Source organism: Burkholderia sp. B21-005 (assembly GCF_020843965.1).
Lineage (GTDB): Bacteria > Pseudomonadota > Gammaproteobacteria > Burkholderiales > Burkholderiaceae > Burkholderia > Burkholderia ambifaria.
On sequence record NZ_CP086301.1, the window covers coordinates 3,049,715 to 3,076,065 of the forward strand.

The window sequence follows — 26,351 nt, forward strand, 5'->3', positions numbered from 1 at the left end:
GATCCTGACAAAAGTTTATGACCTGCGGGTGAGCGCCGACAGGCTTCCTCGACGTCGCCCGCATGCGGCGACGGTTCGCGCAGCGACAGGCCCGCGCGCTTCACGACAGTTGCTCCAGCGAATGGCCGGCGCTCGCCTCGATCTCGACCAGCAGATCGTCGCGGCACACGTGCGCGTGGACGAACAGGGTCCGCACGTCGGAGCCGGCCGCATCGCGCAGCACGCGTTCGATCGCGGCGAGCGCCGCGGCATCCCCCGCGTCGCGCACGTAGACGCGATAGCTCAGGTCCGCGAGCGTGAACGGGCCGTGCCCCTGCCGCGCGGCCTGCTCGAGCACGGCCGTCAGGTTCGCGATCGTCTCGCGCGTTTGCGCGACGACGTCGCCACGATGCAGGGTGCGGTGCCCGACGATGCTGGCGGTGCCCGACACGAACAGCAGCGGTGCCGCAGCGCCGTCGGTCCATGCGGCCGCGCGCGCGAACGTCGGGGCACGCGGGCCGTACTCGGCCGGGTAGTGATACGCGCTGACCTGGCGCGGGTTCTCGACCGGATCGGCCGGCGTGCGGCTCGCGATGAAATGGATCGCGAGCGGCGCGGCCGGCGGCGCGTCGCCCGCGACCGGCACGACCGAACCGAGCGCGCAGGCGGCCGGCACGCCGCCCGTCAGCGCGCGGCGGCACGCGTCGAACGCGCGCTGCCGGCCGATATTGAACTGACGATAGCGTTCGATCCCGAACTGCTGCGCATTGATCGCCGGCACTGTATTCCAGATCCGCAGCGGATGCGGGAGACCGAGCGTATCGAGCACGTCGAACAGCGCGCGGTAGGCATCGTATGTCGCGCGTTCGAGCGGCGTGCCGCCGTCGCGATCCATGTCGGTCGTTTCCTGCGTTTCCTGCACGACGATGCTGCCGAACACGAGCCCCGCGGTTTCGCTGTAGCGATACTGCAGCGGGCCGTGTCGCGCGCTGCGCAGGTCGGGCGCGTCGCACTGCCAGATTTCGCAGACCGCGCCGGCGCGTGCGTGGCCGCCGACATCGAGCAGCGTCATCGGCACCGGTGCGAGCGGCAGGTCGGGCGCGGCGACGGCGAGCATGCGTGCCATCGCATCGGCCGGCGAGCCGGCCGCGCCGATGCACACCGCGCCCAGCGCACCGGGAAACAGGTGCTCGAATGCGTCGCCCCGCTGCTGCGCGGCGTGCAGCAGCGCGGCCAGCCGTGCGTGATCGATCCGGGCGAGCCGCAGCGCACGGCTGCCGCCGTTCGCCGCGCGCGGGATGCCCGCTCGCGATGCGGCAGGCGCGGCTGCCGTGTGTCCGGGCGCGACCACGGTCGGGGCGGACGACAGGGAACACGCTCGCCGTTCGGCGTCGACTGGATGCACTGACACTTCGATTTCCTCACTATGCGGCGCAGGCTCGCGGCACCGGGGCCACGCGCCGCGTTGCGCGCCGTTGCTTCGCGTCAGGCCGACGCTGCGCGCGTCGTCATGCGAGCCCGCCGTTGACGGACAGCACTTGTCCCGTCACATAGGCGGCCGCATCGGATACCAGATACGCGACCATCGCCGCGACTTCGTCGGGCCGGCCCGCGCGTTGCGCCGGCACGAGCTGCTTGATCCGTTCGGCGGGAAACGCATGGTCGGCCATCGGCGATTCGATGATGCCGGGCGCGACCGCGTTCACCGTGATGCCGCGCGACGCAAGCTCCAGCGACAGCGACTTCGTCGCGCCGATCAGCCCCGCCTTCGCGGCCGCGTAGTTGACCTGTCCGCGGTTGCCGGTCACGCCCGCGACCGACGCGATGTTGACGATCCGTCCGCGCCGCGTGCGGATCATCGGCAGCAACAGCGGCTGCGTGACGTTGAAAAAACCGTTGAGCGTCACGTCGATCACGCTGTGCCATTGCTGGCGCGACATGCCGGCCATCGGCGCGTCGTCGTGAATGCCCGCGTTGTTGACGAGGATCTGCACCGGCGCGTCGTCGACGAACGGCGCGAGCGCGGCGAGCGTCGCGTCGCCATCGGTCACGTCGAACGCGATCGCGTGCGCGGTACCGCCGGCCACGACGATCTGCTGCGCAACCGCCTGCGCCTGCGCGAGGTTCCGGTTCGCGTGCACCCAGACTTCGTGACCGGCCTGCGCGAGCGCCGTGCAGATCGCCTGCCCGAGTGCGCCGCTGCCGCCCGTTACGAGCGCCCGCATCGAATTGCTCCGTTCATCGCGTTTCACCTCGATCGACGCGGCGGCATGTCGTCCAGCGACGGCCGCCGCGTGCCGTAATCATCTGTGTGCCGCGCCGTGTACGCCCGTCACTTCGTGCGATGCGCGGCGACGTACGCGGCAAGCGCGCCGAGCGTCGCGAAGATCTGTTTGTTGTCCGGATTGTCCGAGCGCAGCTCGAAGCCGTATTTCTTCGAGATCAGCAGCGCGATTTCCAGGATGTCGATGGAGTCGAGCCCGAAGCCCTCGCCGTACAGCGGGGTCCCGGCCGTCACCGTTTCGAGCGGGACGTCTTCGAGATTCAATTCGCCGATGATCAGCGTGGCGAGCTCTTGTTCCAGTGCGTTCATCATGCTTGCGGGCAGGCGGCCCATGGCAGCGGGAGGCACCCGGAAACGGCAACCGTCATGCATGCCCGGCGCGTGCGAAGCACGCGCGAATCTCCGTCCCTCCGGCGTCTGCCGGCTTCCCCGCCTGCGTTATTGGGGGTCGTTTGTAAAAGTTACGCGGATTCTAGACGATGGGTATCGGTGCGTATACCGCGAATGGTTACAGACTGAAGGGCCGCGCCGCGGCCGGTTTCGGGCCCCGATCGCAGCAGACGCTTGAGCCGCTTCGGATGGAAATGGATCGCCGTTGCGAAAGCGTCAGTGCGCTGCCATACATTCGGTTACAAAACCCGGCCGCGCCCCTCTCGAACCGCCACGCCGCGGCCCTAAAATGGCGTGCACGACAGCCGGCCCGGACAAGCGTCCCGGCCGCCATTCATATGATGTTTGACGGCCCGACGAACGCGTCCGGCCCCCGATACGCCCGATGTTTCCAGCACCCATGCCGCGCCCGTCCGTTTGCCTCGCCGCCGTTTGCCCGCCCGTGCGCCGCCCTGCCGCGGCCGCCGGGGGCGATGCGCGCCCGCATCGCGCGCCTGGAGCGGCGCGATGAGCACGCCGCTCGCCATCGTGCGCGGCGTCGGCGCGGTCGCCGCGGTGGCGGCGTACCAGGTCGGCGCGCATTACGCGGCCGCGACGCCCGGCGCGCATGGCTTCGGCCTCGCGATGGCGCTCGTGCCGCCGCTGCTGCTCGCGCTCGGTGCGGCATGGCGCTCGCCGAGGCGCGCGTGGCTCGTGCCGGCGTGGCTATTGATCACCGCCGCGCTGTGGGCCGCGCGCATCCCGCTCGCGCGCCATTTCGAATGGGGGCTGTATCTGGAACACGCGAGCTTCAACCTCGCGATGGCGCTGCTGTTCGGCCGCACGCTCGCGGCCGGCCAGGTGCCGCTGTGCACGCGTTTCGCGACGATGATCCACGGCACGATCACGCCGGCCGTCGCGCGCTACACGCGGCGCATCACGCTCGCGTGGACGCTGTTCTTCGTCGCGATCGCCGCCGTGTCGACGCTGATGTTCGCGACCGCGCCGATCGTCGCGTGGTCGACGTTCGCGAACTATCTGTCGCTGCCGCTCGTCGCCGTGATGTTCGCCGCCGAGCATGCGTGCCGGCGCTTCGCGCTGCCGCACGAAGCGCGGCCGCGGATGGTCGACGCGGTGCGCGCGTACCGCGCGTCGACGCAACCGTCACGATGAATTCATGGCCGGCGCGGCACCGCATCGCGGCCGCGCAGGTCACCGCTTCCCGCTCTAGCCGATTTATGCCGACTCACCCGCTGGTATTCCATTCCTCGCCGGACCAGACGATCGCCTGGCGCGACGGCACGCCCGTCACCGTGCGCGCGTTCGTCGCCGACGTCGCGCGCGTGGCCGCCGCGCTGCCCGCCGGCGGCCACGTGTTCAACGTGTGCCGCGACCGCTACCGCTTCGCGGTCAGCCTGTGCGCGGCGCTCGTCGCCGGCAGGATCAGCCTGCTGCCGTCGACGCACACGCCGGAGATGGTGCGCCAGCTCGCGTCGTTCGCACCGGACGCGTTCTGCCTGCACGACGCGCCGGACTGCACGATCGACCTGCCGCGCTTCGCGTATCCGGACGCCGCTGCCGGCGACCTCCCCGACGACGCACCCTGCGTGGTGCCGCAGATCGACGCGGCGCGGATCATGGCGTACGTGTTCACCTCCGGCTCGACCGGCGCGCCGGTGCCGCACCGCAAGACCTGGGGCTTCCTGGTCGGCTGCGTGCGCGCCGCGGCCGACCGCCTCGGCCTGCTCGACGGCCGCGCGGCCACGCTGATCGGCACCGTGCCCGCGCAGCACATGTACGGCTTCGAGTCGACGGTGCTGCTCGCGTTGATCGGCGGCCTCGCGTTCAGCAACCGCCAGCCGTTCTATCCGGTCGACATTCGCGACGAACTCGACGCGATCCCGCAGCCGCGCGTGCTCGTCACGTCGCCGATCCACCTGCGCGCGCTGCTGTCGGCCGGCCATGCGCTGCCGCCGGCCGCGCTCGTGCTGTCGGCCACCGCGCCGCTGTCGGAAAAACTCGCGTGCGAAGCCGAGGCCGCGCTCGGCGCGCCGCTCGTCGAGATCTACGGCAGCACCGAGACCGGCCAGATCGCGACGCGCCGCACGTCGCAGGGCGCGACCTGGCAACTGTTCCCGGGCATCCGGCTCGATGCGCATGACGCGCCGGATCGCGACGCCGCGGGCGACGACAGCGGCCCGACCGTGTGGGTATCGGGCGGACACGTCGAGGCTCCCGTGCCGATGGGCGACGCGCTCGAGTTGCTCGGCGACGGCCGGTTCCTGCTGCACGGCCGCAAGGCGGACCTCGTCAACATCGCCGGCAAGCGCACGTCGCTCGCCTATCTGAATCATCAATTGAATGCGATTGCCGGCGTCGTCGACGGCGTGTTCTTCATGCCGGACGAAATCGCGCCGACCGACGCCGATACGACCCGCGAACCGGTCACGCGCCTCGTTGCGCTCGTGGTCGCCCCGACGCTCGCCGCGGCCGATCTGCAACGCGCGCTGCGCGAACGGATCGATCCCGCGTTCATGCCGCGTCCGCTCGTGTTCGTCGATGCGTTGCCGCGCAACGAAACGGGCAAGCTGCCGCGCGACGTGCTCGCCGCGCTCGTCGCACGGCACACGCGCGCCGCCGCGGCCGACGTGCGCGATCGCAGCGAGACGGATGCGCTGCTCGCGTTCACGATTCCCGCCGATCACCCTGCGCTGCCCGGTCATTTCCCCGGTCATCCGATCGTGCCGGGCGTCGTGCTGCTCGATCACGCAATCGCCGCGCTCGGCGCATCGCTGAACCGCCCGCTGGATACGTGGCGGCTGGCTTCCGCGAAATTCCTGAGCCCGGTCGCGCCCGGCGAACCGCTCGATCTCGCGTTCGATGCGGCGGCCGGCGGTGCGATCCGCTTCACGCTGCGCGCCGGCGCGCGCGACGTCGCGACCGGCGTGCTGTCCGCGCCGCCGGCCGCACGGGAAGGCGCGCAGCCATGAAGCGCACCGCATGGGCCGAGCGCGAAGAACGCAGCAACGAGGCGCTGCTGCGCGCGATGACCTGGATCTCGCTGCGGTTCGGCCGACGGCCGTCGCGCGTCGTGCTGCACGCCATCGCAACCTATTTCGTGCTGTTCTCGCCGGTCGCCCGCGCGGCGTCGCGCGACTACCTGCGTCGCGTGCTCGGCCGTCCGGCGCGCTGGCGCGACGTGTACCGGCACGTGTTCACGTTCGCGGCGACGATCCACGACCGCATCTACCTGATGAACGGCCGCTTCGACCTGTTCGACATCCGGCTGCACGGCGAAACGCGGGTGGACGACGCGCTCGCCGGCGGGCGCGGCGCATTCCTGATGGGCGCGCACCTCGGCAGCTTCGAAGTCGTGCGGGCGATCGGCCGCACGCGTCCGGACCTGCGCGTCGTCGTCACGATGTTCGAAGAGAACGCGCGCAAGATCAATGCGACGCTCGCCGCCGTGAATCCGGCCGCGAAGCCGGAAGTGATTCCGCTCGGGCAGGTGGACTCGATGCTGAAGGTGCGCGAGCGCCTCGACGCGAACTGCATGGTCGGGATGCTCGCCGACCGCACGCTGCTCGATGACGCGGCCGCGTCGCTGCGGCGGCTGCCGCTGCTCGGCGCGCCGGCCGCGTTCCCGCTCGGGCCGCTCTACATGGCCGCGATGCTGCGGCGCCCGGTGCTGTTCATGACCGGCCTCTATCGCGACGGCAATCGCTACGATGTGCACTTCGAGACGCTCGCCGATTTCTCCGACGTGCGCCGCGACACGCGCGCGGCGGCCGTCGACGCGGCGCTCGCGCGCTACGTCGCGCTACTCGACCGGTATTGCCGCGCGGCCCCGTACAACTGGTTCAACTATTTCGATTTCTGGCAGACCGGCAACGCCGCCGCGCGCCGCGACGATGCGCGCGCGTGCACCGGGCTGTCCACCCCGAGGGATTCCGACGCATGACCGCCGTTCGCCGCTTCCTGCCGCCGTTCCAACTGCCGCTCCCGCTGTCGTTCCTGCTTGCGCCGCGCCGCGCCGCGCGCCTGTTCGCCGTCACGGCCGCCGTCGCGCTCGCGCTGCCCGCGCATGCAGCCGACACCGGTTCGGCATGGACCCTCGACCGGCTGATGTCGACGCTCGCGCAGCACAAGTCCGGGCGTGCAACCTTCACCGAGACCAAGACGCTGTCGATCGCCGCGCAGCCGCTCGAATCGTCGGGCGAGCTCGTGTTCGTCGCGCCCGACCATCTCGAGAAGCACACGCTGAGCCCGAAGCCCGAACATCTGGTCGTCGACGGCGACATGCTCACCGTCGAGCGCAACAACCGCAAATTCACGCTCGCGCTCGCGCGCTACCCCGAGCTCGGCGCCTTCATCGACAGCATCCGCGCGACGCTCGCCGGCAACCGCTACGCGCTCGAGCAGGTCTACAAGGTCGCGCTCGCCGGCCGTGGCGACGACTGGACGCTGACGCTCACGCCGCTCGATTCGCGGATGCTGAAGGTCGTCAGCACGATCACGCTCGACGGCACGCGCGACGTGTTGCGCAGCGTCGCGATCCGGCAGGCCGACGGCGACCATTCGACGATGCGCCTGCAACCCGTCCCGGCGAACTGATGGACGAACGCACCCGGCCGACCGCCCCCGTCACCCGGCGCCTGCCCGCGTGGCGGCAACGCGCGGTGCTCGTGTGGCTGCTCGCGCTCGTCGCATGCGGGATCGCGATCGCCCGCGCGAATTTCACGGCCGACCTGTCCGCGTTCCTGCCGCGCGCGCCGAGCGCCGGGCAGCGCGTGCTCGTCGATCAACTGCGCGACGGCATCGTGTCGCGGCTGATCCTCGTCGCGATCGACGGCGGCGACGCGGCCGCGCGCGCCGCGCTGTCGCGGCGCGTCGCCGGCACGCTGCGCGCCGACCGGCAATTCTCGGCGATCAACAACGGCGAGGCCGTGAACGACGCACGCGACCAGCAGTTCGTGTTCGCTCATCGCTACCTGCTGAGCCCCGCCGTCACGCCGCGGCGCTTCAGCGCGGACGGCCTGCACCAGGCACTCGGCGACAGCCTCGACCTGCTGGGCTCGTCGGCGGGCCTCGTCGCGAAGGCGATGCTGCCGCGCGACCCGACCGGCGAAGTGACCGCGCTCGTCGACCCGCTCGACAGCGGCGCGCAGCCTGCCGTGCGCGACGGCGTGTGGGCGTCGCGCGACGGCACGCGCGCGGTGCTCGTCGTGCAGACGGCCGCCGCCGGCTCCGACACCGACGCGCAGGCACGCGCGATCGACGCGGTGCGCCGCGCGTTCTCCGCCGCGACGCAAACGCTGCCGAACCCGGCCGCGTACACGCTCGCGATGACCGGCCCCGGTGTGTTCTCGGTCGACACGCGCGATACGATCCGGCACGACGTCGAGCGGCTGTCGACCGCGAGCATCGTGCTGATCGTCGCGCTGCTGCTGACGCTGTATCGCTCGCCGCGCACGCTCGCGCTGGGGCTGCTGCCGGTGCTGACGGGCATCGCGGCCGGCATCGCGGCGGTCAGCGTCGCGTTCGGCACCGTCCACGGGCTGACGCTCGGCTTCGGCACGACGCTGATCGGCGAGGCCGTCGACTATTCGATCTACCTGTTCGTGCAATCGGCGCAGGCCGGCTCGCGCGGCGCCGCGCGGCCCGCCGACGCGATGCGCGCGTGGCTCGCCGCATACTGGCCGACGATCCGGCTCGGCGTGCTCACGTCCGTGTGCGGCTTCGCGTCGATGCTGTTCTCCGGCTTTCCGGGCCTCGTGCAGCTCGGGCTCTATTCAATCGTCGGGCTGACGGCCGCCGCGCTCGTCACGCGCTACGTGCTGCCGCACCTGCGCGGCGAGCACGTCGCGATTCGCGACGTGTCGCGCATCGGCGCGGTGCTCGCGCGTGCGGCCGCTGCGGCGCCACGGCTGCGCTGGCCGCTCGCCGTGCTCGTGCTCGCCGCGTGCGCGACGCTCGTGCTGCATCGCGAATCTCTGTGGAGCCGCGAGCTCGCGGCGCTCAGCCCCGTTCCCGCCCGCGCGCAGGCACTCGACGCGCGCCTGCGCGCCGATGTCGGTGCACCGGACGTGCGCTACCTCGTCGTGATTTCCGCGCCGACCGAACAGGCCGCGCTCGAACGCGCGGAACGGGTCGCCGCGCAATTGCAGCCGCTCGTCGATCGCGGCGCGCTCGCGGGTTTCGAAAGTCCCGCGCGCTACCTGCCGAGCGACGCCGCGCAGCGCGCGCGCCAGGCGAGCCTGCCGGAGGCCGACGAGCTTGCCGCGCGCATGCGCGCGGCCGTCGCGAACCAGCCGATCTCGGTCAGGCCCGAGTTGTTCGCACCGTTCGTCGCCGATGTCCAAGCCGCGCGCCACGCGCCGCTGCTCACGCGCGCCGACCTGCGCGGCACGTCGATGGCGCTCGCCGTCGACGCGCTGCTGACCGAGCGCGCGGGCCGCTGGAGCGCGATGCTGCCGCTGCGCGCGCCGGACGCCGCTCGCACCGCGTCAACGGCCGCGCCTGCACTCGATGCGGCGCCGATCCGCGCGGCCGTCGCGCGCGCCGGCGTACCCGACGCGCTGTTCGTCGACATGAAGGCCGAGGCCGACCGCCTGTACGTGAACTACGTGCACGAGGACATCCGGCTGTCGCTCGCGGGTTTCGCGGCGATCGCCGTGCTGCTGCTGATCGCGCTGCGCTCGCCGCGCCGCGTCGTGCGCGCGCTCGCGCCGCTCGTCGCGGCCGTGTTCGTGGTGACGGCCGGCTTCGCGCTCGCCGGCGTGCAACTGACGATCCTGCACCTCGTCGGGATGCTGCTGATCGTCGCGGTCGGCTCGAACTATGCGCTGTTCTTCTGCAAGCGCGACGACGCGCAACCGGTCACGCCGTACACGCTCGTCTCACTGCTGATCGCGAACCTCGCGACGGTCGCCGGCTTCGGCCTGCTCGCGCTGTCGCGCGTGCCGCTGCTCGAAACTTTCGGGCTGACCGTCGGCCCCGGCGCGATGCTCGCGCTGGCGTTCGCGGCGATTCTCGCGCCGCGCGCCGCGGCCGCGAACGACCGCCCCCATGATCCGACAGGAGCTCGCGCATGAACGCGCCGTCATCCGTTTCACCGCGGCAGCCCGGCGATACGCGCCGCTGGAAACCGACGCCGCTGATCGCGGGCACGGCCGCGCTGCATGCGGGCGCGCTCGCGGCCGTCGTCGCGCAGCCGGCCGCGTGGCCGTGGGCCGCCGGCGGCGTGGTCGCATCGCATCTCGCGCTGACGGCCGCCGGCCTGTGGCCGCGCAGCGCCTTGCTCGGGCCGAACTGGACGCGGCTGCCGGCCGATGCCGGCCGCCGGATCGCGCTGACGATCGACGACGGCCCGGACCCCGACGTCACGCCGCGCGTGCTCGACCTGCTCGATCGTTACGACGCACGCGCAACGTTCTTCTGCATCGGCGATCTCGCGCGCCGCCATCCGCAATGGATCGAAGCGATCGTCGCGCGCGGCCACGCGGTCGAGAACCACAGCCAGCGGCACCGGCATACGTTCTCGCTGTCGGGCCCCGCCGCGCTGCGGCGCGAAATCGCCGCCGCGCAGCAGACGCTGACCGAGATCGCCGGCACGCGACCGCGCTTCTTCCGCGCGCCGGCCGGCCTGCGCAATCCGTTTCTCGAGCCGGTGCTCTGCGAGCTCGGCCTGCACCTCGCCAGCTGGACGCGACGCGGCTTCGACACGCGCGCGCACGATGCGGACACCATCACGCGCCGCCTGCTGAACGGCCTGGCGCCACACGACATCCTGCTCGTGCACGACGGCCACGCGGCGCGCGATGCGCGCGGCGAACCGGTCGTGCTCGACGTGCTGCCGGCGCTGCTGCGCGCGGCCGCCGACGCGCGGTTGCAATGGACCACGCTGCGCGCCGCGCTCGCGCCCGAACCGCCCGGCCAGCCGGGCGTGCCGGCACCCCCGTTTGATAAAATCTGACCATGCCCGGCGCGCCCGCCAGCCCTGCTGCGGCGCCCGTTCCGGCCACCGGATGCGACCCTCGTGAAACCTCTGCTGCTCTCGCACTTCACCGCCACCAGCTGCATCGGCCGCGGCCTTGATGAGACCCTCGACGCGCTGCGCCACGCGCGCGGCGGGCTCACGCCGTGCGACTTCGAACGCGCCGAACTCGACACCTGGATCGGCTCGGTGGACGGCGTCGATGCGGAGCCTGTGCGCGCGGATCTCGCCGACTTCGACTGCCGCAACAACCGCCTCGCGCAGCTTGGCCTCGTCCAGGACGGCTTCGACACGCGCGTCGCTGCGGCCGTGTCGCGCCATGGCGCCACACGCGTCGGCGTGTTCATCGGCACGAGCACGTCTGGCATCCTCGAAACCGAACGCGCGTACGAGCAACGCGATCCGGCGAGCGGCGCACTGCCCGCCGGATTCCACTACGCGCACACCCACAACCCGTATTCGCCGGCCGCATTCGTGCGCGCGTATTTCGCGCTGCGCGGGCCGGCGATGGCGATCTCGTCCGCGTGTTCGTCCGGCGCGAAGGTATTCGGCTCCGCGCGCCGGATGATCGAAGCGGGGCTGATCGATGCGGCCGTCGTCGGCGGCGTCGATTCGCTGTGCCTGACGACGCTGTATGGCTTCAATTCGCTCGAACTGTTGTCGCGCCGGCCGTGCCGGCCGTTCGACGTCGCGCGCGACGGCATCTCGATCGGCGAGGCCGCCGCGTTCGCGCTGCTCGAACGCGTGTCGGACGCACGCGCCGCGCTCGACGATGACGCGATCCTGCTGCTCGGCGTCGGCGAATCGAGCGATGCGCATCACATGTCGTCGCCGCATCCGGACGGGCTCGGCGCGCGCCTCGCGATCGAACAGGCACTCGCATCGGCCGGCCTCGATGCGAGCGACATCGACTACGTGAACCTGCACGGCACCGCGACGCCCAGCAACGACGCCGCCGAAAGCCGCGCCGTGGGCGCGCTGCTCGCGCGCACGCCGTGCAGCTCGACGAAGGGGGCGACCGGTCACACGCTCGGCGCCGCCGGCGCGCTCGAAGCGGTCGTCGCCGCGCTCGCGCTGCGCGAGCAGTTCGTGCCGGCCGGAGTCAACACGACGCAACCCGACCCGGCGCTGACCGCCGACTACGTGCTCGCGAGCCGCGACGCGCACCTGCGTGCGGTCCTGTCCAATTCGTTCGGCTTCGGCGGCACGAATTGCAGCCTGATCCTCGGCCGCGCCGAGCACGCCCGCCGCCGGGAGCCGACATGACACTCACCGCCTTCATCGAAAGCGTCGGCCTCGTCGGGCCGGGACTGAACGACTGGCCGCACGCGGCCGACGTGCTCGCGGGCCGCACGGCCTATGCGAGCGCGCGCACCGTGCTGCCGCCGCCGGCCGGCCTGCCGCCGGCGGAACGTCGCCGCACCGGCCCCGTGGTGCGCGTCGCGCTCGCGGTCGGGCTCGAAGCGGCAGCCGCGAGCGGGCGCGATGCCGCCACGCTCGCGACCGTGTTCAGCGCGTCCGGCGGCGACGGCCAGAATTGCCACGCGATCTGCGAGACCCTCGCCGGCGACGACCGCCACCTGTCGCCCACGCGCTTTCACAACTCCGTGCACAACGCGCCGGCCGGCTACTGGAGCATCGCCACCCGGGCGATGGCGACGTCGAACGTGCTGTGCGCGCACGACGGCAGCTTTGCCGCGGGCCTGCTCGAGAGCCTGTGCCAGGTCGCGGTCGATCGCGTGCCGAGCCTGCTGATCGCCTACGACACCGACTATCCGGAGCCGCTGCGCGCGGTGCGGCCGATCGTCGACGCATTCGGCGTCGCGTTCGTGTTCGCGCCCGACGCAAGCGAACGCACGCTCGCGCGCATCGATGTGCAGTTGACCGACGCGCCGGCGACGACGCTCGCGAACCGCGAACTCGACGCGCTGCGCACCGGCAATCCGGCCGCGCGTGCGCTGCCGCTGCTCGACGCGCTCGCCGCGCGGCGTACGACGCGCGTTGTGCTCGACTATCTGGAAGACGCGCGCGTGCAGGTCGATATCGCGCTGCCGGATGCCGCCGCGGAGCACGCGCCATGACGACGCCCGTCTCGACGCCGATGCAGCCGCCGCCGACGATGACGACGCTCGATCGCGCATGGATCGCCGCGCACATTCCGCACGACGGCGCGATGTGCGTGCTCGATCGAGTCGAAGCATGGGATGCCGCACGCATTCGCTGCAGCGCGACGAGCCACCGCGATCCGCACAACCCGCTACGCTCGCGCGGCCGGCTCGCGTCGGTCTGCGGGATCGAATATGCGGCGCAGGCGATGGCCGTGCACGGCGCGCTGCTCGGCGCGCAACAGGAGCAGACGGAACAAACGCGGCCGCGCGCCGGCTATCTCGCGAGCGTGCGCAACGTCGACGCGTTCGTCGATCGGCTCGACACGTTCGCGCTGCCGCTGATCGTCGACGCCGAACGCATCGGCGGCGACGCTTGCACCGTGCTGTACGGCTTCGCGCTGCGCTGCGGCGATCGCGTGCTGCTCAGCGGCCGCGCCGCGGTGATGCTCGATGCATCGGCGGCCGGCGCACTCGTTCCGCCGCCGGCCGGCCACGCGGGCCCCCGATGAATTTGCCCAAGGAAACCAGGTCGTGAAAGCACGTCAGTTCATTTACACCGCAATCGTTCTCGCACTGATCAGCCCGATCGCGCACGCGGACATGTCGGAAGTGAAGCAGGACATCAAGCGCGATTCGAAGGAAGCCGCGCACAAGACCGGCGACGCCGCGCGCAGCTTCGGCCATGCGACCGCGAGCGCCGCGAAGACAGTCGGCCACGGCATCGCGCATGTGTCGCGCGAGGGCTGGGATGCCACCAAGCGCACGACGAAACGAATCTTCCACAAGAACGATTCGGGCGAAGGCGCGCAGAAGGGCGATTGAGTGTGAGCGTCCCGCGCACCGCAGACGGGCTGCGCGGGATGCGGCACGACGCTTGAGTACGCCGCTGCCGCACCGCCACCGTCATCGCGCGCCGCTGCGCGTGCGGTGCGCCGGCCTGCGCGCGAGGCACTTGCCGTACGCGACGAACCAGCAATCGCGATGATCGAAATTTCGCAGCAGCCGCGCGCGGCGCCGCTCGAGCCAGTGAAGCGCGATCGCCATCGTCAGCGCGACGGCCAGTGCCGAGCCGCCGATCGCGAGTCCCATCCAGGTTTCACCCATGCCTCCTCCGGAATGCGAGGCCGGTGCGGCACGCATGCCGCGACGCGGTGGCCGGAGCGCGGACGCATACGGCCCGCCGCCTGTACGGCGAACCTGCGTCCGTGATCCATCACCGCGTGCGTGCGCGCTGCCCCGGCGCTGGATACAGCGGGAGCACGGCCCGGACGCGCGCGCGAACGCCGCCCGGGCCGTCGCGCGTCAGTGCATGTGCTGGCCGCCGTTGATCGCGATGTTGGAGCCCGTCACGAAGCCGGCCTCCTCCGAGCACAGATATGCGACCAGCGCCGCGACTTCCTCGGGCTTGCCGAGCCGGCCCGCCGGAATCTGCGGGAGGATCTTCGTATCGAGGATGTCCTGCGGGATCGCCGTCACCATCTTCGTCGCGAGATAGCCCGGCGACACGGTGTTCACCGTCACGCCCTTGCGCGCGGTCTCGAGCGCGAGCGATTTCGTGAAGCCATGCATGCCGGCCTTCGCGGCCGCGTAGTTGGTCTGGCCGACGGAACCCTTCGAGCCGTTGACCGACGCGATGTTGACGATGCGTCCCCAGCCGCGCTCGACCATGCCCTCGCAAACCGGCTTCGTCATGTTGAACACGGAATCGAGGTTGGTGCGGATCACCGCATCCCAGTTGACTTTGTCGAGCTTGCGCAGCGTCATGTCGCGCGTGATGCCCGCGTTGTTCACCAGGATGTCGACCGGGCCGACTTCCCGGACGATTTTCTCGATGCATTGCTGGCACGAATCGTAATCGGCCACATCCACCGGATACGCGTGGAATTCGCGACCGGCCGCGTGCATCTCGGTCAGCCAGCGATCGGCACCGGTATTGTTCGGCGAATACGTGACAACGACCTGGTAGCCAGCGTCGTTCAACCGGATGCTGATCGCTTCGCCAAGACCGCCCATCCCACCCGTCACAACTGCAATTCGCTTAGTCATCCTATGAGTTACCGAGAAGAAAAGTAATCAATGGTGCGCAGCGACGGCATGGCACCTGCCGCCGCCCCACCGCTTCGGTGCGCCCGCGTCGCTGACGCGGCGCGCACCGGAACATCACACCTGTTGCGGGTTGCTCGTTCCGCGCGAACGCTGCTTCGCGCGTGCGCGGCGCAGGCCTGCGCCGTACGCTTGCATGCTCGTCAAGCCCCGCTCAACCGCGCTCGACCGCGAGTGCGACACCCATCCCGCCGCCGATGCACAGCGACGCCAGCCCGCGCTTCGCATCGCGCTTGACCATCTCGTGCAGCAACGTCACCAGGATCCGGCAGCCCGACGCGCCGATCGGGTGGCCGATCGCGATCGCCCCGCCGTTCACGTTCACCTTCGACGTGTCCCAGCCCATCTGCTTGTGCACCGCCAGCGCCTGCGCCGCGAATGCCTCGTTGATTTCCATCAGGTCCAGGTCGCCCGGCGTCCAGCCCGCACGCTCCAGGCAACGGCGCGATGCCGGCACCGGACCCATGCCCATCACGCTCGGATCCACCCCCGCATTCGCGTACGCCTTGATCCGCGCCAGCGGCGTCAGCCCCAGCGCCGCCGCCTTCTGCGCCGACATCACCAGCACCGCCGCCGCGCCGTCGTTCAGCCCCGACGCGTTCGCCGCCGTCACCGTGCCTTCCTTCGCGAACGCCGGCTTCAGACCCGCCAGCGATTCCGCCGTCACGCCGTGACGCACGAACTCGTCGGTCGCGAACTGCAGCGGCTCGCCCTTGCGCTGCGGAATCGACACCGGCACGATCTCGTCGTTGAAGCGGCCGGCCTTCTGCGCGGCTTCCGCCTTGTTCTGCGACAGGGCCGCGAACGCATCCTGCTCGTCGCGCGTGATCCCGTATTCCTTCGCGACGTTCTCCGCCGTGATGCCCATGTGGTACTGGTTGTACACGTCCCACAGGCCGTCGACGATCATCGTGTCGACCAGCTTCGCGTCACCCATCCGGAACCCGTCGCGCGAGCCCGGCAGCACGTGCGGCGCCGCGCTCATGTTTTCCTGGCCGCCCGCGATCACGATCTCCGCGTCGCCCGCCGCGATCGCGTTCGCCGCCAGCATCACGGCCTTCAGGCCCGAGCCGCACACCTTGTTGATCGTCATGCCCGGCACCGCGCTCGGCAGGCCGGCCTTGATCAGCGACTGACGCGCCGGGTTTTGCCCCGAGCCTGCCGCCAGCACCTGCCCCATGATCACTTCGCTCACCTGCTCGGGTTTCACGCCCGAGCGCTCCAGCACCGCGCGAATCACCGTCGCGCCCAGTTCCGGTGCCGCGATCTTCGCGAGCGAGCCGCCGAATTTGCCGACCGCGGTCCGCGCGGCCGATACGATCACTACGTCCGTCATGTTCAGTTCCTGCTTTGAAATCAGTGGGTCGATCTGAAAATTGTGTGCCGGTGCCGGTACGGCACTGCGGCCGGCGACGGCGCGTGAGCGCCGCGCGGCTCGCGATGCGGCAGCACGTTCGCGCGCGCATGCGCGCGGCACATCCGCGTGTTCCGGCCGTGCCCGGGCACGCCGCGGCGAGCCGGAAGATTGCCGGCCGCCACGCGGCACACGCGGCGGCCGGCGCCTCACGGCGCCGCTCACTCTTCACTCGTGTCGCGCTTGCGCGCGACACGCGCTCATGCAGCGGATTCGCGCGAAGCCGCGTCCTTGCGTGCGGCGGTGGCCGTCTGCTTGGCACCGCGCGCCGTCGTTTCGCTGACCGCGTCGAAACCGCTTTGCGCGGCCTCGATCGCCTGCCCCGCCGCTGCGCGCACGGAGTCGGCCGCGGCCGTCGCCGCGGACAGCGCCGAGTTCAGCGCGGCGACCACCGGGGCCGAGCCGGCCGGCGCGTGCTTCGACAGTTCGCCGAACACGTCCTTCATGCGCTTGTCGTTCTGCTCGTACTGAACCTGCGCGACCTTCGCCCACTCGGCCTGCGTCGACACCGCGATGTCGAACAGGTGGCGGCCGTACGCGACGGCCTTGCCGGCTGCTTCCTGCGGGACGGCAACCTGCTGCGCGAAGCCCACGGCCGGGTTGCTGGTGTTGAACGCGTTCTTCAGCTTGTCCTCGTACTCCTCCAGCGCCGTCTTGGCCGCCTGTACATTGAGTTCGACGACAGCCTCGAAACCGTTGATCGCCGGACGGGCAAGTGCGAACCATGCGGCGATTCCGGACTGATAATCGGCGGCGAATTTTTCGGGGGCAAATACGGACATCGGGTATGCTCCTGTTGGCAATTGCGAGAGACGACACAAAGGAAATGGAAGTCAGATCGACAGCCTGCTCCCTTATTTTCAACCCGCAGACGGCATTGAATGCGAGAAGTTGAAGAAGGCATTTTAGATGCATTAATTGTCAATTAAATGGCATTAATGCTAGGTAAAAACCCTTAAGGGTTGGAATAACCGCCTCGCGGCGGACGCATGCGCAGGTGGGGTCATGCTGCAACGCCTTGCGCCAAAAAGATTTTTTACTTTCTTACAGCAGCACGCGCCGTCCGACCCGCAATATTTACCCCGTCACCATTTCCGTTATTGGAAAAAAGGTGCGCATGAAAACAGAACAACCATCCGTGTAATCGTTTTTCTGCGGATTTATTCTGAAATCGTTACCAGGATTATTTCCGAAATCGGAATCGGAATCGGAATTATTAACAACGAATTAAATTATCGGATGAATTGCCGCACTTAATGGCGCGGATCTCACTCGACCAGCTCGCGATGCAGCGCGCGAAACTCCTGCGCGAGCTTGTGCGCCGGCTCGAGATGGATCACCGGCGTCGACTGCTGATGCGACTCGCGGATCTTCACCGAAGCCGACAGCCGCGACGCCAGCACCGGCAACCCTTCCTCGATGAGTTCGTCGACCAGCCGCTGCGGGAGACTCGCGCGCGGCTGGAACTGGTTGATGACGATCCCTTCGACCTCGAGCGCCGCGTTATGGTCCTGCTGGATTTCCTTCACGTTCTCGAGCAGCGTGTACAGCGCGCGGCGCGAGAAGTCGTCGCAGTCGAACGGAATCAGGCAGCGCTCGACCGCGATCAGCGCCGAGCGCGTGTAGAAGTTCAGCGCGGGCGGCGTGTCGATGTAGACGGCGTCATAGGTGTCGAGCTCGTTCAGCGCGTCGCGCAGCTTGTAGATCTTGTAGCGCGACTCGAGCTTGCCGTGCAGCGTGTCGAGATCCGGATGCGCGGGCATCACGTCGAGCCCGTCGAACGGCGTCGGATGGATAAACGACGCGACGTCGACCGGCCGGAAGTTGAACGTCAGCGCCGTCTCGAAGAATTCGGCGACGCCGGGATGCACGTCGCTCGCGCGGTCGCCGAGCAGATAGCGCGTGGAATTCGCCTGCGCGTCGAGGTCGATGACGAGCGTGCGTATTCCTTCGCTCGCGCTGATCGCCGCCAGGTTGCAGACGATCGTCGATTTGCCCACGCCGCCCTTCTGGTTGAATACGACCCGCCGCATGGTGTCTCCTTCGATCGAAACGTCGAAAGAAGCAGTTTAGCCGGTCAATCATGGCGACGGGGTGACATAAGTCAGATGCGCGGCACTGCACCACAAATGAAAACGTTGCCGGCACGCCGCGCGCCCTCGGCGCAAGGGGCCGAAATGTTGCAGTGCCGCATGCGCGATGCTAAACTAGGGAAAACCCTTAGTTCAAGCTCGCGAAGGAGCAATCGTGTACCCCGTATTTTCGTTCCTGATGGACATGCTGCCGGGCCGCAGCAAGGCGTCGTTTGCGCCCGCGGCCAAAGTGAACCGCGTCACACTCACGGGCACGGTCGACCGCAGCGACGGTGTGGTCCTGTCGATCGATGGCGGCGACGCCTTGGTTCGCTGGCCGAAGGGCGGAAAGTCGGTTGAGCGCGTCAGCAATCTGGTCGCGATCGCGGAAGCGTAATTCGCTGGTTCTCCGGCGCGCTCGGCGCCAGTTAGTTCAGCGTGCACGCGCGACGCCATCGCATCGATGGCTCCGCCCAAGGCCTTGGTCAATGCCATCGGCACTTCACGACTTGCGTATCGAGTCACGTCAGGCTCCATTCGACGGAACGGAATCATCCGGTTAGGCACGTTCCAGCCGAATCGAAAAACGTGCACACGCAAAAAGACCCGAAGCTCCAGGCCAAATCACTGATTTAGCTCGGAAGTTCGGGCCTATCCGTACAGCGGGAACTAACGTTCCTCTTAGAACGGAATATCGTCGTCCATCTCGTCGAAGCCGCCGCCTGCCGGCGCGCTCGGGCGGCTCTGGCCACCGCCTGCACCGCCGCGCGGTGCGCCGCCGGCACGACCGCCAGCACCGCCGCCACCGCCGCGCTCCATCTGCTCGCCGCCGCGACCGCCGCCGCCGCCGCCACCACCACCGTAGCCGCCGCCGTAACCGCCTTCGTCACCGCCACCACCGCCGCCGCCCGCGCCGCCACGGCCGCCGAGCATCTGCATCTGGTCGGCGACGATTTCGGTCGAGTAGCGATCCTGGCCGTCCTGGCCCTGCCACTTGCGCGTGCGGATGCGGCCTTCGATATAGACCGACGAGCCCTTCTTCAGGTATTCGCTGACGATTTCGGCGAGACGGCCGAAGAACGCCACGCGGTGCCACTCGGTCATTTCCTTGAAATCGCCGCTTGCCTTGTCCTTGTAGCGATCGGTCGTCGCGAGACGGATGTTCGCAACCGCGTCGCCGCTCGGCAGGTAACGGACTTCAGGATCGGCGCCGAGATTGCCGACGAGGATGACCTTGTTGACGGATGCCATGTGTTTCTCCAGTAAATTCGATGCCGGGCCGCCCGCGAAAGTCGTCGGAGCGGCCCGCCGGACAAGCCGGCGAGCGCCGCCCGTGCGTGTCCGAAAAGAAGGTTCAGGCCTTGCGCGGCGGCGCTTTCATGCTGGCCGCGATTATAAGCCACGCCGCCACGAGCCCAGAACACGCATAGAAGACGGTGTTCGCGCCGCCGTGTTTCAGCAGCCAGCCGCCTACGATGCCGCCGAGCGCGAGCCCGATCGATTGCGTGGTGTTGTAGACACCGGTGGCCGCGCCCTTGCGCGAACCGGGCGCGAGCTTCGACACGAGCGACGGCTGCGATGCTTCCAGGATGTTGAAGCCGAGGAAGTACACGAACAGGATCGCCGCCACAATCAGAATGGTATGCGGTGCGCTGCCGAGCAACAATTGGCCGATCAGGATAGCGAGGATCCCGCCGAGCAGCACCGGCTTCATCTTGCCCCGTTTTTCCGCGACGATGATCGCCGGGACCATCATCACGAACGCGAGCCCCATCACCGGCAGGTAGATCTTCCAGTGCGCGGCGACCGGCAGCCCGCCGTCGACCAGCAGGCGCGGCACGACGAGGAACAGCGCCGTCTGCGTCGCGTGCAGCACGAGCACGCCGAAGTTCAGGCGCAGCAGCTCACCGTTGTGCAGCACCTCGGCGAACGGCGCCGGCACGTGCACGGGCTTCGCCGCGTCGGGCACGATCCACACGACGACGCCGATCGCGAGGATCGACAGCACGCCGACGATCGCGAACAGCCCGCTCATCCCGACCCAGTGGAACACGATCGGCGCGCCGACGATCGCGACCGCGAACGACACGCCGATCGAGCCGCCGACCATCGCCATCGCCTTCGTGCGGTTCTGCTCGGAGGTCAGGTCGGCGATGAACGCGAGCACCGCGGACGACACGGCGCCCATCCCCTGGATCACGCGACCGACGATGATCCACGTGATGTCGTGCGCGAATGCGGCGACGAAGCTGCCGAGCGCGAAGATCACGAGGCCCGTGGCGATCACCGGCTTGCGGCCGAACTTGTCGGACGCCCACCCGTAGAAGATGTAGAACAGCGACTGCGTGACGCCGTAGGCCCCGAGCGCGATGCCGACGAGCAGCACGTTGTCGCCGCCCGGGATGGTTTTCGCGTAGACCGAGAACACCGGCATGATCATGAACAGACCGAGCATGCGCAGCGCGAAAATCGCCGCGAGCGACGTGGTCGCGCGCAGTTCGGGCGCACTCATGCGGGAAGACGTGGCGGACGGATTGGACATCGGGAATGAATTTCGAATGATCGGAATGTCCGCCCGGCGGCGGGCGGCGGAAGATCAGGGCCACCGGCCCGGCAGGCCTGGCAGGCGCTTTCCGGGACGTCCCACGGGCAGCCTGCGGGCCGCCCGAAGCCGTGCGGCGCGGCCGCTTCCCCGGCGTGGGCACCGCCTTGCTGCCAGTTGCTGCAAAGGCTGGGGGCCCCCAACGACGGCCTCGAAAAGCCGTTATAGTAGCAGGTTTGGTTCCCTCCATTTTCGCCAGGTTCATGGAACAGATCCGTATCCGTGGGGCACGCACCCACAACCTGAAAAACGTCAATCTCGACCTGCCGCGCCACAAGCTGATCGTGATTACCGGGTTGTCCGGGTCGGGCAAGTCGTCGCTCGCGTTCGACACCCTTTATGCAGAGGGCCAGCGCCGCTACGTCGAAAGCCTGTCCGCATACGCCCGCCAGTTCCTGCAGTTGATGGAGAAACCCGATGTCGACCTGATCGAGGGCCTGTCGCCCGCGATCTCGATCGAGCAGAAGGCGACGTCCCACAACCCGCGTTCGACCGTCGGCACGGTCACCGAGATCCACGACTACCTGCGACTTTTGTTCGCACGTGTCGGCACGCCGTACTGCCCCGACCACGACATCCCGCTCGAGGCGCAGAGCGTGTCGCAGATGGTCGACGCGGCGCTCGCGCTGCCCGAGGAAACCAAGCTGATGATCCTCGCGCCCGTCGTCGCGAACCGCAAGGGCGAGCACGCCGAGCTGTTCGAGGACATGCAGGCGCAGGGCTTCGTGCGCTTTCGCGTGCGCTCGGGCGGCGGCACCGCGAACGAAGGCGTCGCGAAGATCTACGAGGTCGAGTCGCTGCCGAAGCTCAAGAAGAACGACAAGCACACGATCGACGTCGTCGTCGACCGCCTGAAGGTGCGCCCGGACATGAAGCAGCGCCTCGCGGAATCGTTCGAGACCGCGCTGCGCCTCGCCGACGGCCGCGCGATCGCGCTCGAGATGGATACCGACCACGAGCACCTGTTCAGCTCGAAGTTCGCGTGCCCGATCTGCTCGTACTCGCTGCAGGAGCTCGAGCCGCGCCTGTTCTCGTTCAACAACCCGATGGGCGCGTGCCCGGAATGCGACGGCCTCGGCCAGATCACGTTCTTCGACCCGAAACGGGTCGTCGCGCACCCGTCGCTGTCGCTCGCCGCGGGCGCCGTGAAGGGCTGGGACCGCCGCAACCAGTTCTACTTCCAGATGCTGCAGAGCCTCGCGGCGTTCTACGAATTCGACATCGACGCCGCGTTCGAGGATCTGCCGGAAAAGATCCGCAAGGTGCTGCTGTTCGGTTCGGGCAAGCAGACGATCCCGTTCTCGTACATCAACGAGCGCGGCCGCACGACGATCCGCGAGCACGTGTTCGAAGGGATCATCCCGAACCTCGAGCGCCGCTACCGCGAGACCGATTCGGTCGCGGTGCGCGAAGAACTCGCGAAGTACCAGAACAACCAGCCGTGCCCGTCGTGCGAAGGCACGCGGCTGCGCCGGGAGGCGCGCCACGTGCGGGTCGGCGCGGGCGACTACGCGCGCGGCATCTATGAAATCAGCGGCTGGCCGCTGCGCGATGCGCTCGGCTATTTCGCCGGCCTGTCGCTCGACGGCGCGAAACGCGAGATCGCCGACAAGGTGATCCAGGAAATCGTCGCGCGCCTGACCTTCCTGAACAACGTCGGCCTCGACTACTTGTCGCTCGAGCGCAGCGCCGAGACGCTGTCCGGCGGCGAGGCGCAGCGGATCCGGCTCGCGTCGCAGATCGGCTCGGGCCTGACCGGCGTGATGTACGTGCTCGACGAGCCGTCGATCGGCCTGCACCAGCGCGACAACGACCGCCTGATCGCGACGCTCAAGCACCTGCGCGACCTCGGCAACTCGGTGATCGTCGTCGAGCACGACGAGGACATGATCCGCACGGCCGACTACGTCGTCGACATGGGCCCCGGCGCGGGCGAGCACGGCGGCGTGGTGGTCGCCGAAGGCACGCCGAAGCAGGTGCAGTCGAACCCGCAGTCGCTGACGGGCCAGTATCTGGTCGGCAAGCGCACGATCGAGTATCCGGACGAGCGGCTCGCGCCCGATCCCGAGCGGATGCTGCGCATCGTCGACGCGCACGGCAACAACCTGAAGCACGTCGACCTCGAGTTGCCGGTCGGCCTGCTGACCTGCATCACCGGCGTGTCGGGCTCCGGCAAGTCGACGCTGATCAACGACACGCTGTATCACGCGGTCGCGCGCCACCTGTACGGCTCGTCGGCCGAGCCGGCGCCGCACGAGGCCATCGAGGGCCTCGAGCACTTCGACAAGGTGATCAACGTCGACCAGTCGCCGATCGGCCGCACGCCGCGCTCGAACCCGGCCACCTACACGGGCCTGTTCACCCCGATCCGCGAGCTGTTCTCGGGCGTGCCGACCGCGAAGGAGCGCGGCTACGATCCGGGCCGCTTCTCGTTCAACGTGAAGGGCGGCCGCTGCGAGTCGTGCCAGGGCGACGGCGTGCTGAAGGTCGAGATGCACTTCCTGCCGGACGTCTACGTGCCGTGCGACGTGTGCCACGGCAAGCGCTACAACCGCGAAACGCTCGAAGTGCATTACAAGGGCAAGAACATCAGCGAAGTGCTCGACATGACGGTCGAACAGGCGTACGAATTCTTCAGCGCGGTGCCGGTGATCGCCCGCAAGCTGAAGACGCTGCTCGACGTCGGCCTCGGCTACATCCGCCTCGGCCAGTCGGCCACGACGCTGTCGGGCGGCGAGGCGCAGCGCGTGAAGCTGTCGCTGGAGCTGTCGAAGCGCGACACGGGCCGCACGCTGTACATCCTCGACGAGCCGACCACCGGCCTGCACTTCCACGACATCGCGCTGCTGCTCGAGGTGATTCACCGGTTGCGCGACCAGGGCAACACGGTCGTGATCATCGAGCACAATCTCGACGTGATCAAGACGGCCGACTGGGTGATCGACCTCGGCCCCGAAGGCGGCGCCGGCGGCGGCCAGATCATCGCGCAGGGCACGCCCGAGGAGGTCGCGAAGACCAAGGCGAGCTTCACCGGCAAGTACCTCGCGCCGCTGCTCAAGCGTTCACCCCGCAAGGCGGCAGCCGGTTGACCGCTTCCGTTCCCGCGCGCGGCCGCCCCGGCCGCGCCCCTGCCGGCGCCCGCCGCGGCGCCGGTCTCCTCGTTTTCCCTTGTGCGGTTTTCCCTTCTGCGTTTACACCACGAGCCAAACTGTCCCGTGACAGACCATAATGGCAGCTATACTTTACGGTCGTAAGGTTCGCTATCCGCACCAATCCGGTGCGACGCCGGGCGAGCACCGTCCTGCCGCCCACCGCGCGGCGCGACACACGAACGACAGGAATCCACGATGGAGAAGCAACAAGAGTCGCGCGACGCGCAGAGCCGCGAGCCCCACCTGCGCAGCGTGCGGCTGACGAGCGACTTCAGCCTGCCGAAGCTGTCGGCGATCGAGGGCGGCAGCTATCTGTTCGCCCTCGTCTCGATGGTGCTCGTCATCGAACTCAAGCTGCTGGGCGGGCTGCTGGCCGGCCTGCTGGTCTATCAGCTGATCCACACGATCGCCCCGGTGATCGAACGTCACACGACGAGCATGCGCGCGCGCTGGGTCTCCGTCGTGCTGCTGTCGATCGCGATCGTCGGCGGGCTCACGGGCCTGACGATCGGCATCATCGATCACTTCGAGCACACGGTGCCCAACCTGCAGAGCCTGCTCGGCCAGCTGATGCAGATCGTCGAGCAGACGCGTGCCCGCACGCCGGCCTGGATCGCGAACCTGCTGCCCGTCGACGTCGAACAGATGAAAACCAAGGCGGCGCTGCTGATGCACTCGCACATGGATCAGCTCCAGCAAGGCGGCAAGAGCGTCGCGCGCGGCTTCGGCCATGTGCTGTTCGGGATGATCATCGGCGCGATGATCGCGATCGGCGTCGAGCACGGCAAGGTGCGCCGGCCGCTGTCGACCGCGCTCGTCACGCGCGTGTCGCGCTTTGCCGAATCGTTCCGCCGGATCGTGTTCGCGCAGATCAAGATCTCGGCGATCAACGCGGCCTTCACCGGCATCTACCTGCTCGTCGCGCTGCCGATCTTCCACCAGCGGCTGCCGTTGTCCAAAACACTCGTGCTCGTCACGTTCATCGTCGGGCTGCTGCCGGTGATCGGCAACCTGATCTCGAATACGCTGATCGTCGCGGTGTCGCTGTCGGTCAGCATGGGCACCGCGATCGCATCGCTCGCGTTCCTCGTCGTGATCCACAAGCTCGAATACTTCCTGAACGCGAAGATCATCGGCGGCCAGATCGAGTCGCGCGCGTGGGAGCTGCTGCTCGCGATGCTGATCATGGAAGCCGCGTTCGGGCTGCCGGGCGTGATCGCCGCGCCGATCTTCTATGCCTACCTGAAACGCGAGCTGTACATGCTGCGGCTGATCTGACGCGCCGCGCATCACGCGATAAAAAAAAACGCCGCGCCCCATCCAGGGCGCGGCGTTGTTACTTGCGGGCCGGCTGACGGCTAGCGGCCGACGCGAACCGCCGATCAGCGGAACACGACGGTCTTCGTCCCGTTCAGCACGATCCGGTGCTCGACGTGCCACTTCACCGCCCGCGCGAGCGTCACGCACTCGACGTCGCGGCCGATCGCGGTGAGCTGGTCGGGCGTCATGCTGTGGTCGACGCGCTCGACTTCCTGCTCGATGATCGGGCCTTCGTCGAGGTCGGTCGTCACGTAGTGCGCGGTCGCGCCGATCAGCTTCACGCCGCGGTCGAACGCCTGGTAATACGGCTTCGCGCCCTTGAAGCTCGGCAGGAACGAATGATGGATGTTGATCGCGCGGCCGGCGAGCTGCTGGCACATGTTCGGCGACAGGATCTGCATGTAGCGCGCGAGCACGACGAGATCGGCCCGGTGCTCGTCGATCACTTCCAGCACGCGCGCTTCCTGCGCGGCCTTCGCCGCATCGGACGAGCCACCCACGAGCGGGAAGTGATGAAACGGGATGTTGTAGCTCGCGGCGAGCTGGTAGAACTCCTTGTGGTTCGACACGATCGCCGGGATCTCGATCGGCAGCTGGCCGGTGCGGTAGCGGAACAACAGGTCGTTCAGGCAGTGGCCGATCTTCGACACCATGATCACGACGCGCGGCTTCACGGCCGCGTCGTGCAGCTCCCAGCGCATCGCGAACTGCTCGGCGAGCGGTGCGAATTCCTGGCGAAGCGTGTCGAGCGCCGACGCGGCATCCGCGCCGTCGGCATCCTGCTCGAAGTGCACGCGCATGAAGAACTCGCCGGTGCGGCTGTCGCCGAACTGCGCCGAGTCGAGAATGTTGTTGCTGCGCTCGAACAGGAAGCCCGAGACCGCGTGAACGATGCCGTGCCGGTCGGGGCACGACAGTTTCAAGATAAAGCTGTGATCGGTCGACATGACCG

The 26,351-nt window shown here is 68.8% G+C and carries 25 protein-coding genes; 14 read left to right on the forward strand and 11 right to left on the reverse strand.

What is annotated here, in order from left to right; genetic code table 11:
• Nucleotides 1-100 precede the first annotated feature (100 nt).
• From LMA02_RS14200 to LMA02_RS14210, 3 genes are all read right to left on the reverse strand, one after another.
• Nucleotides 101-1,390 (reverse strand): endoribonuclease L-PSP, encoded by a 1,290-nt coding sequence (locus LMA02_RS14200; protein WP_228905700.1) that lies wholly within the window; start codon nucleotides 1,388-1,390, stop codon nucleotides 101-103.
• Between the two features lie 97 nt (nucleotides 1,391-1,487).
• Nucleotides 1,488-2,204 carry a 3-oxoacyl-ACP reductase FabG gene (gene fabG, locus LMA02_RS14205; protein WP_228905702.1) on the reverse strand — a complete coding sequence of 239 codons (717 nt, stop codon included), beginning with the start codon at nucleotides 2,202-2,204 and terminating at the stop codon, nucleotides 1,488-1,490.
• Nucleotides 2,205-2,311: 107 nt separating this feature from the next.
• Nucleotides 2,312-2,596 carry a phosphopantetheine-binding protein gene (locus LMA02_RS14210; protein WP_006755109.1) on the reverse strand — a complete coding sequence of 95 codons (285 nt, stop codon included), beginning with the start codon at nucleotides 2,594-2,596 and terminating at the stop codon, nucleotides 2,312-2,314.
• A 564-nt stretch (nucleotides 2,597-3,160) separates the two neighbouring features.
• Here LMA02_RS14210 and LMA02_RS14215 point away from each other — a divergent pair.
• The 10 genes from LMA02_RS14215 to LMA02_RS14260 all read left to right on the forward strand — a co-directional run bounded on the left by LMA02_RS14215 (nucleotide 3,161) and on the right by LMA02_RS14260 (nucleotide 13,558).
• A complete protein-coding gene (locus LMA02_RS14215) occupies nucleotides 3,161-3,805 on the forward strand; it encodes a hypothetical protein (protein WP_228905703.1) in 645 nt (214 codons plus the stop codon).
• A gap of 65 nt (nucleotides 3,806-3,870) precedes the next feature.
• Nucleotides 3,871-5,622, forward strand: coding sequence for an AMP-binding protein (locus tag LMA02_RS14220; RefSeq protein ID WP_228905704.1), 1,752 nt, complete (start codon nucleotides 3,871-3,873; stop codon nucleotides 5,620-5,622).
• Entirely contained in the window at nucleotides 5,619-6,593 is a 975-nt protein-coding gene (locus LMA02_RS14225) for an acyl-CoA synthetase (RefSeq protein WP_228905705.1), read from the forward strand. Before LMA02_RS14220 ends, LMA02_RS14225 begins: the two co-directional genes overlap by 4 nt.
• Nucleotides 6,590-7,246, forward strand: a complete 657-nt coding sequence (locus LMA02_RS14230; protein ID WP_228905706.1) for an outer membrane lipoprotein carrier protein LolA — start codon at nucleotides 6,590-6,592, stop codon at nucleotides 7,244-7,246. Before LMA02_RS14225 ends, LMA02_RS14230 begins: the two co-directional genes overlap by 4 nt.
• Nucleotides 7,246-9,726, forward strand: a complete 2,481-nt coding sequence (locus LMA02_RS14235; RefSeq protein ID WP_228905707.1) for an MMPL family transporter — start codon at nucleotides 7,246-7,248, stop codon at nucleotides 9,724-9,726. The genes LMA02_RS14230 and LMA02_RS14235 overlap by 1 nt, the downstream gene beginning before the upstream one ends.
• Nucleotides 9,723-10,607: a polysaccharide deacetylase family protein gene (locus tag LMA02_RS14240; protein ID WP_228905708.1), complete on the forward strand. Its 885-nt coding sequence runs from the start codon at nucleotides 9,723-9,725 to the stop codon at nucleotides 10,605-10,607. Before LMA02_RS14235 ends, LMA02_RS14240 begins: the two co-directional genes overlap by 4 nt.
• Before the next feature lie 63 nt (nucleotides 10,608-10,670).
• Complete coding sequence (locus LMA02_RS14245; RefSeq protein WP_228905709.1) at nucleotides 10,671-11,894, forward strand: beta-ketoacyl-[acyl-carrier-protein] synthase family protein; 1,224 nt, start codon at nucleotides 10,671-10,673, stop codon at nucleotides 11,892-11,894.
• Nucleotides 11,891-12,709 carry a beta-ketoacyl synthase chain length factor gene (locus LMA02_RS14250; RefSeq protein ID WP_228905710.1) on the forward strand — a complete coding sequence of 273 codons (819 nt, stop codon included), beginning with the start codon at nucleotides 11,891-11,893 and terminating at the stop codon, nucleotides 12,707-12,709. Before LMA02_RS14245 ends, LMA02_RS14250 begins: the two co-directional genes overlap by 4 nt.
• On the forward strand, nucleotides 12,706-13,245 hold the full coding sequence (locus tag LMA02_RS14255) for a hotdog family protein (RefSeq protein WP_228905711.1): 540 nt from the start codon (nucleotides 12,706-12,708) through the stop codon (nucleotides 13,243-13,245). The genes LMA02_RS14250 and LMA02_RS14255 overlap by 4 nt, the downstream gene beginning before the upstream one ends.
• Before the next feature lie 22 nt (nucleotides 13,246-13,267).
• The gene (locus tag LMA02_RS14260; RefSeq protein ID WP_228905712.1) at nucleotides 13,268-13,558 is read left to right on the forward strand and encodes a hypothetical protein; all 291 of its coding nucleotides are present in this window, start codon (nucleotides 13,268-13,270) and stop codon (nucleotides 13,556-13,558) included.
• A gap of 81 nt (nucleotides 13,559-13,639) precedes the next feature.
• Here LMA02_RS14260 and LMA02_RS14265 read toward each other — a convergent pair whose 3' ends face one another.
• The 4 genes from LMA02_RS14265 to phaP all read right to left on the reverse strand — a co-directional run bounded on the left by LMA02_RS14265 (nucleotide 13,640) and on the right by phaP (nucleotide 17,035).
• A complete protein-coding gene (locus LMA02_RS14265; RefSeq protein ID WP_228905713.1) occupies nucleotides 13,640-13,840 on the reverse strand; it encodes a hypothetical protein in 201 nt (66 codons plus the stop codon).
• Between the two features lie 198 nt (nucleotides 13,841-14,038).
• The gene (gene phbB / locus LMA02_RS14270) at nucleotides 14,039-14,782 is read right to left on the reverse strand and encodes an acetoacetyl-CoA reductase (RefSeq protein WP_228905715.1); all 744 of its coding nucleotides are present in this window, start codon (nucleotides 14,780-14,782) and stop codon (nucleotides 14,039-14,041) included.
• A gap of 211 nt (nucleotides 14,783-14,993) precedes the next feature.
• Nucleotides 14,994-16,175, reverse strand: coding sequence for an acetyl-CoA C-acetyltransferase (locus LMA02_RS14275; RefSeq protein ID WP_228905716.1), 1,182 nt, complete (start codon nucleotides 16,173-16,175; stop codon nucleotides 14,994-14,996).
• Between the two features lie 278 nt (nucleotides 16,176-16,453).
• A complete protein-coding gene (gene phaP / locus LMA02_RS14280) occupies nucleotides 16,454-17,035 on the reverse strand; it encodes a TIGR01841 family phasin (RefSeq protein WP_228905717.1) in 582 nt (193 codons plus the stop codon).
• Nucleotides 17,036-17,258: 223 nt separating this feature from the next.
• On the opposite strand from phaP, the gene LMA02_RS14285 reads away from it, so the two are divergent.
• The gene (locus tag LMA02_RS14285; RefSeq protein WP_228905718.1) at nucleotides 17,259-17,510 is read left to right on the forward strand and encodes a hypothetical protein; all 252 of its coding nucleotides are present in this window, start codon (nucleotides 17,259-17,261) and stop codon (nucleotides 17,508-17,510) included.
• A gap of 11 nt (nucleotides 17,511-17,521) precedes the next feature.
• Here LMA02_RS14285 and LMA02_RS14290 read toward each other — a convergent pair whose 3' ends face one another.
• Entirely contained in the window at nucleotides 17,522-18,286 is a 765-nt protein-coding gene (locus LMA02_RS14290) for a ParA family protein (protein ID WP_228905720.1), read from the reverse strand.
• A gap of 214 nt (nucleotides 18,287-18,500) precedes the next feature.
• Between LMA02_RS14290 and LMA02_RS14295 the strand changes: the two genes are divergently transcribed.
• Entirely contained in the window at nucleotides 18,501-18,722 is a 222-nt protein-coding gene (locus LMA02_RS14295) for a hypothetical protein (protein ID WP_228905721.1), read from the forward strand.
• Between the two features lie 284 nt (nucleotides 18,723-19,006).
• Here LMA02_RS14295 and LMA02_RS14300 read toward each other — a convergent pair whose 3' ends face one another.
• Complete coding sequence (locus tag LMA02_RS14300; protein WP_228905722.1) at nucleotides 19,007-19,576, reverse strand: single-stranded DNA-binding protein; 570 nt, start codon at nucleotides 19,574-19,576, stop codon at nucleotides 19,007-19,009.
• A gap of 103 nt (nucleotides 19,577-19,679) precedes the next feature.
• Complete coding sequence (locus LMA02_RS14305; protein WP_043173922.1) at nucleotides 19,680-20,867, reverse strand: MFS transporter; 1,188 nt, start codon at nucleotides 20,865-20,867, stop codon at nucleotides 19,680-19,682.
• A gap of 263 nt (nucleotides 20,868-21,130) precedes the next feature.
• Between LMA02_RS14305 and uvrA the strand changes: the two genes are divergently transcribed.
• Together uvrA and LMA02_RS14315 are read left to right on the forward strand one after the other, a co-directional pair.
• Nucleotides 21,131-24,016: an excinuclease ABC subunit UvrA gene (gene uvrA, locus LMA02_RS14310; protein WP_166723790.1), complete on the forward strand. Its 2,886-nt coding sequence runs from the start codon at nucleotides 21,131-21,133 to the stop codon at nucleotides 24,014-24,016.
• A 258-nt stretch (nucleotides 24,017-24,274) separates the two neighbouring features.
• Nucleotides 24,275-25,357 carry an AI-2E family transporter gene (locus LMA02_RS14315; RefSeq protein ID WP_228905723.1) on the forward strand — a complete coding sequence of 361 codons (1,083 nt, stop codon included), beginning with the start codon at nucleotides 24,275-24,277 and terminating at the stop codon, nucleotides 25,355-25,357.
• Between the two features lie 104 nt (nucleotides 25,358-25,461).
• On the opposite strand, the gene purU is transcribed toward LMA02_RS14315, so the two are convergent.
• Nucleotides 25,462-26,346 (reverse strand): formyltetrahydrofolate deformylase, encoded by an 885-nt coding sequence (gene purU, locus LMA02_RS14320; protein ID WP_166723792.1) that lies wholly within the window; start codon nucleotides 26,344-26,346, stop codon nucleotides 25,462-25,464.
• Between the last annotated feature and the right edge of the window lie 5 nt (nucleotides 26,347-26,351).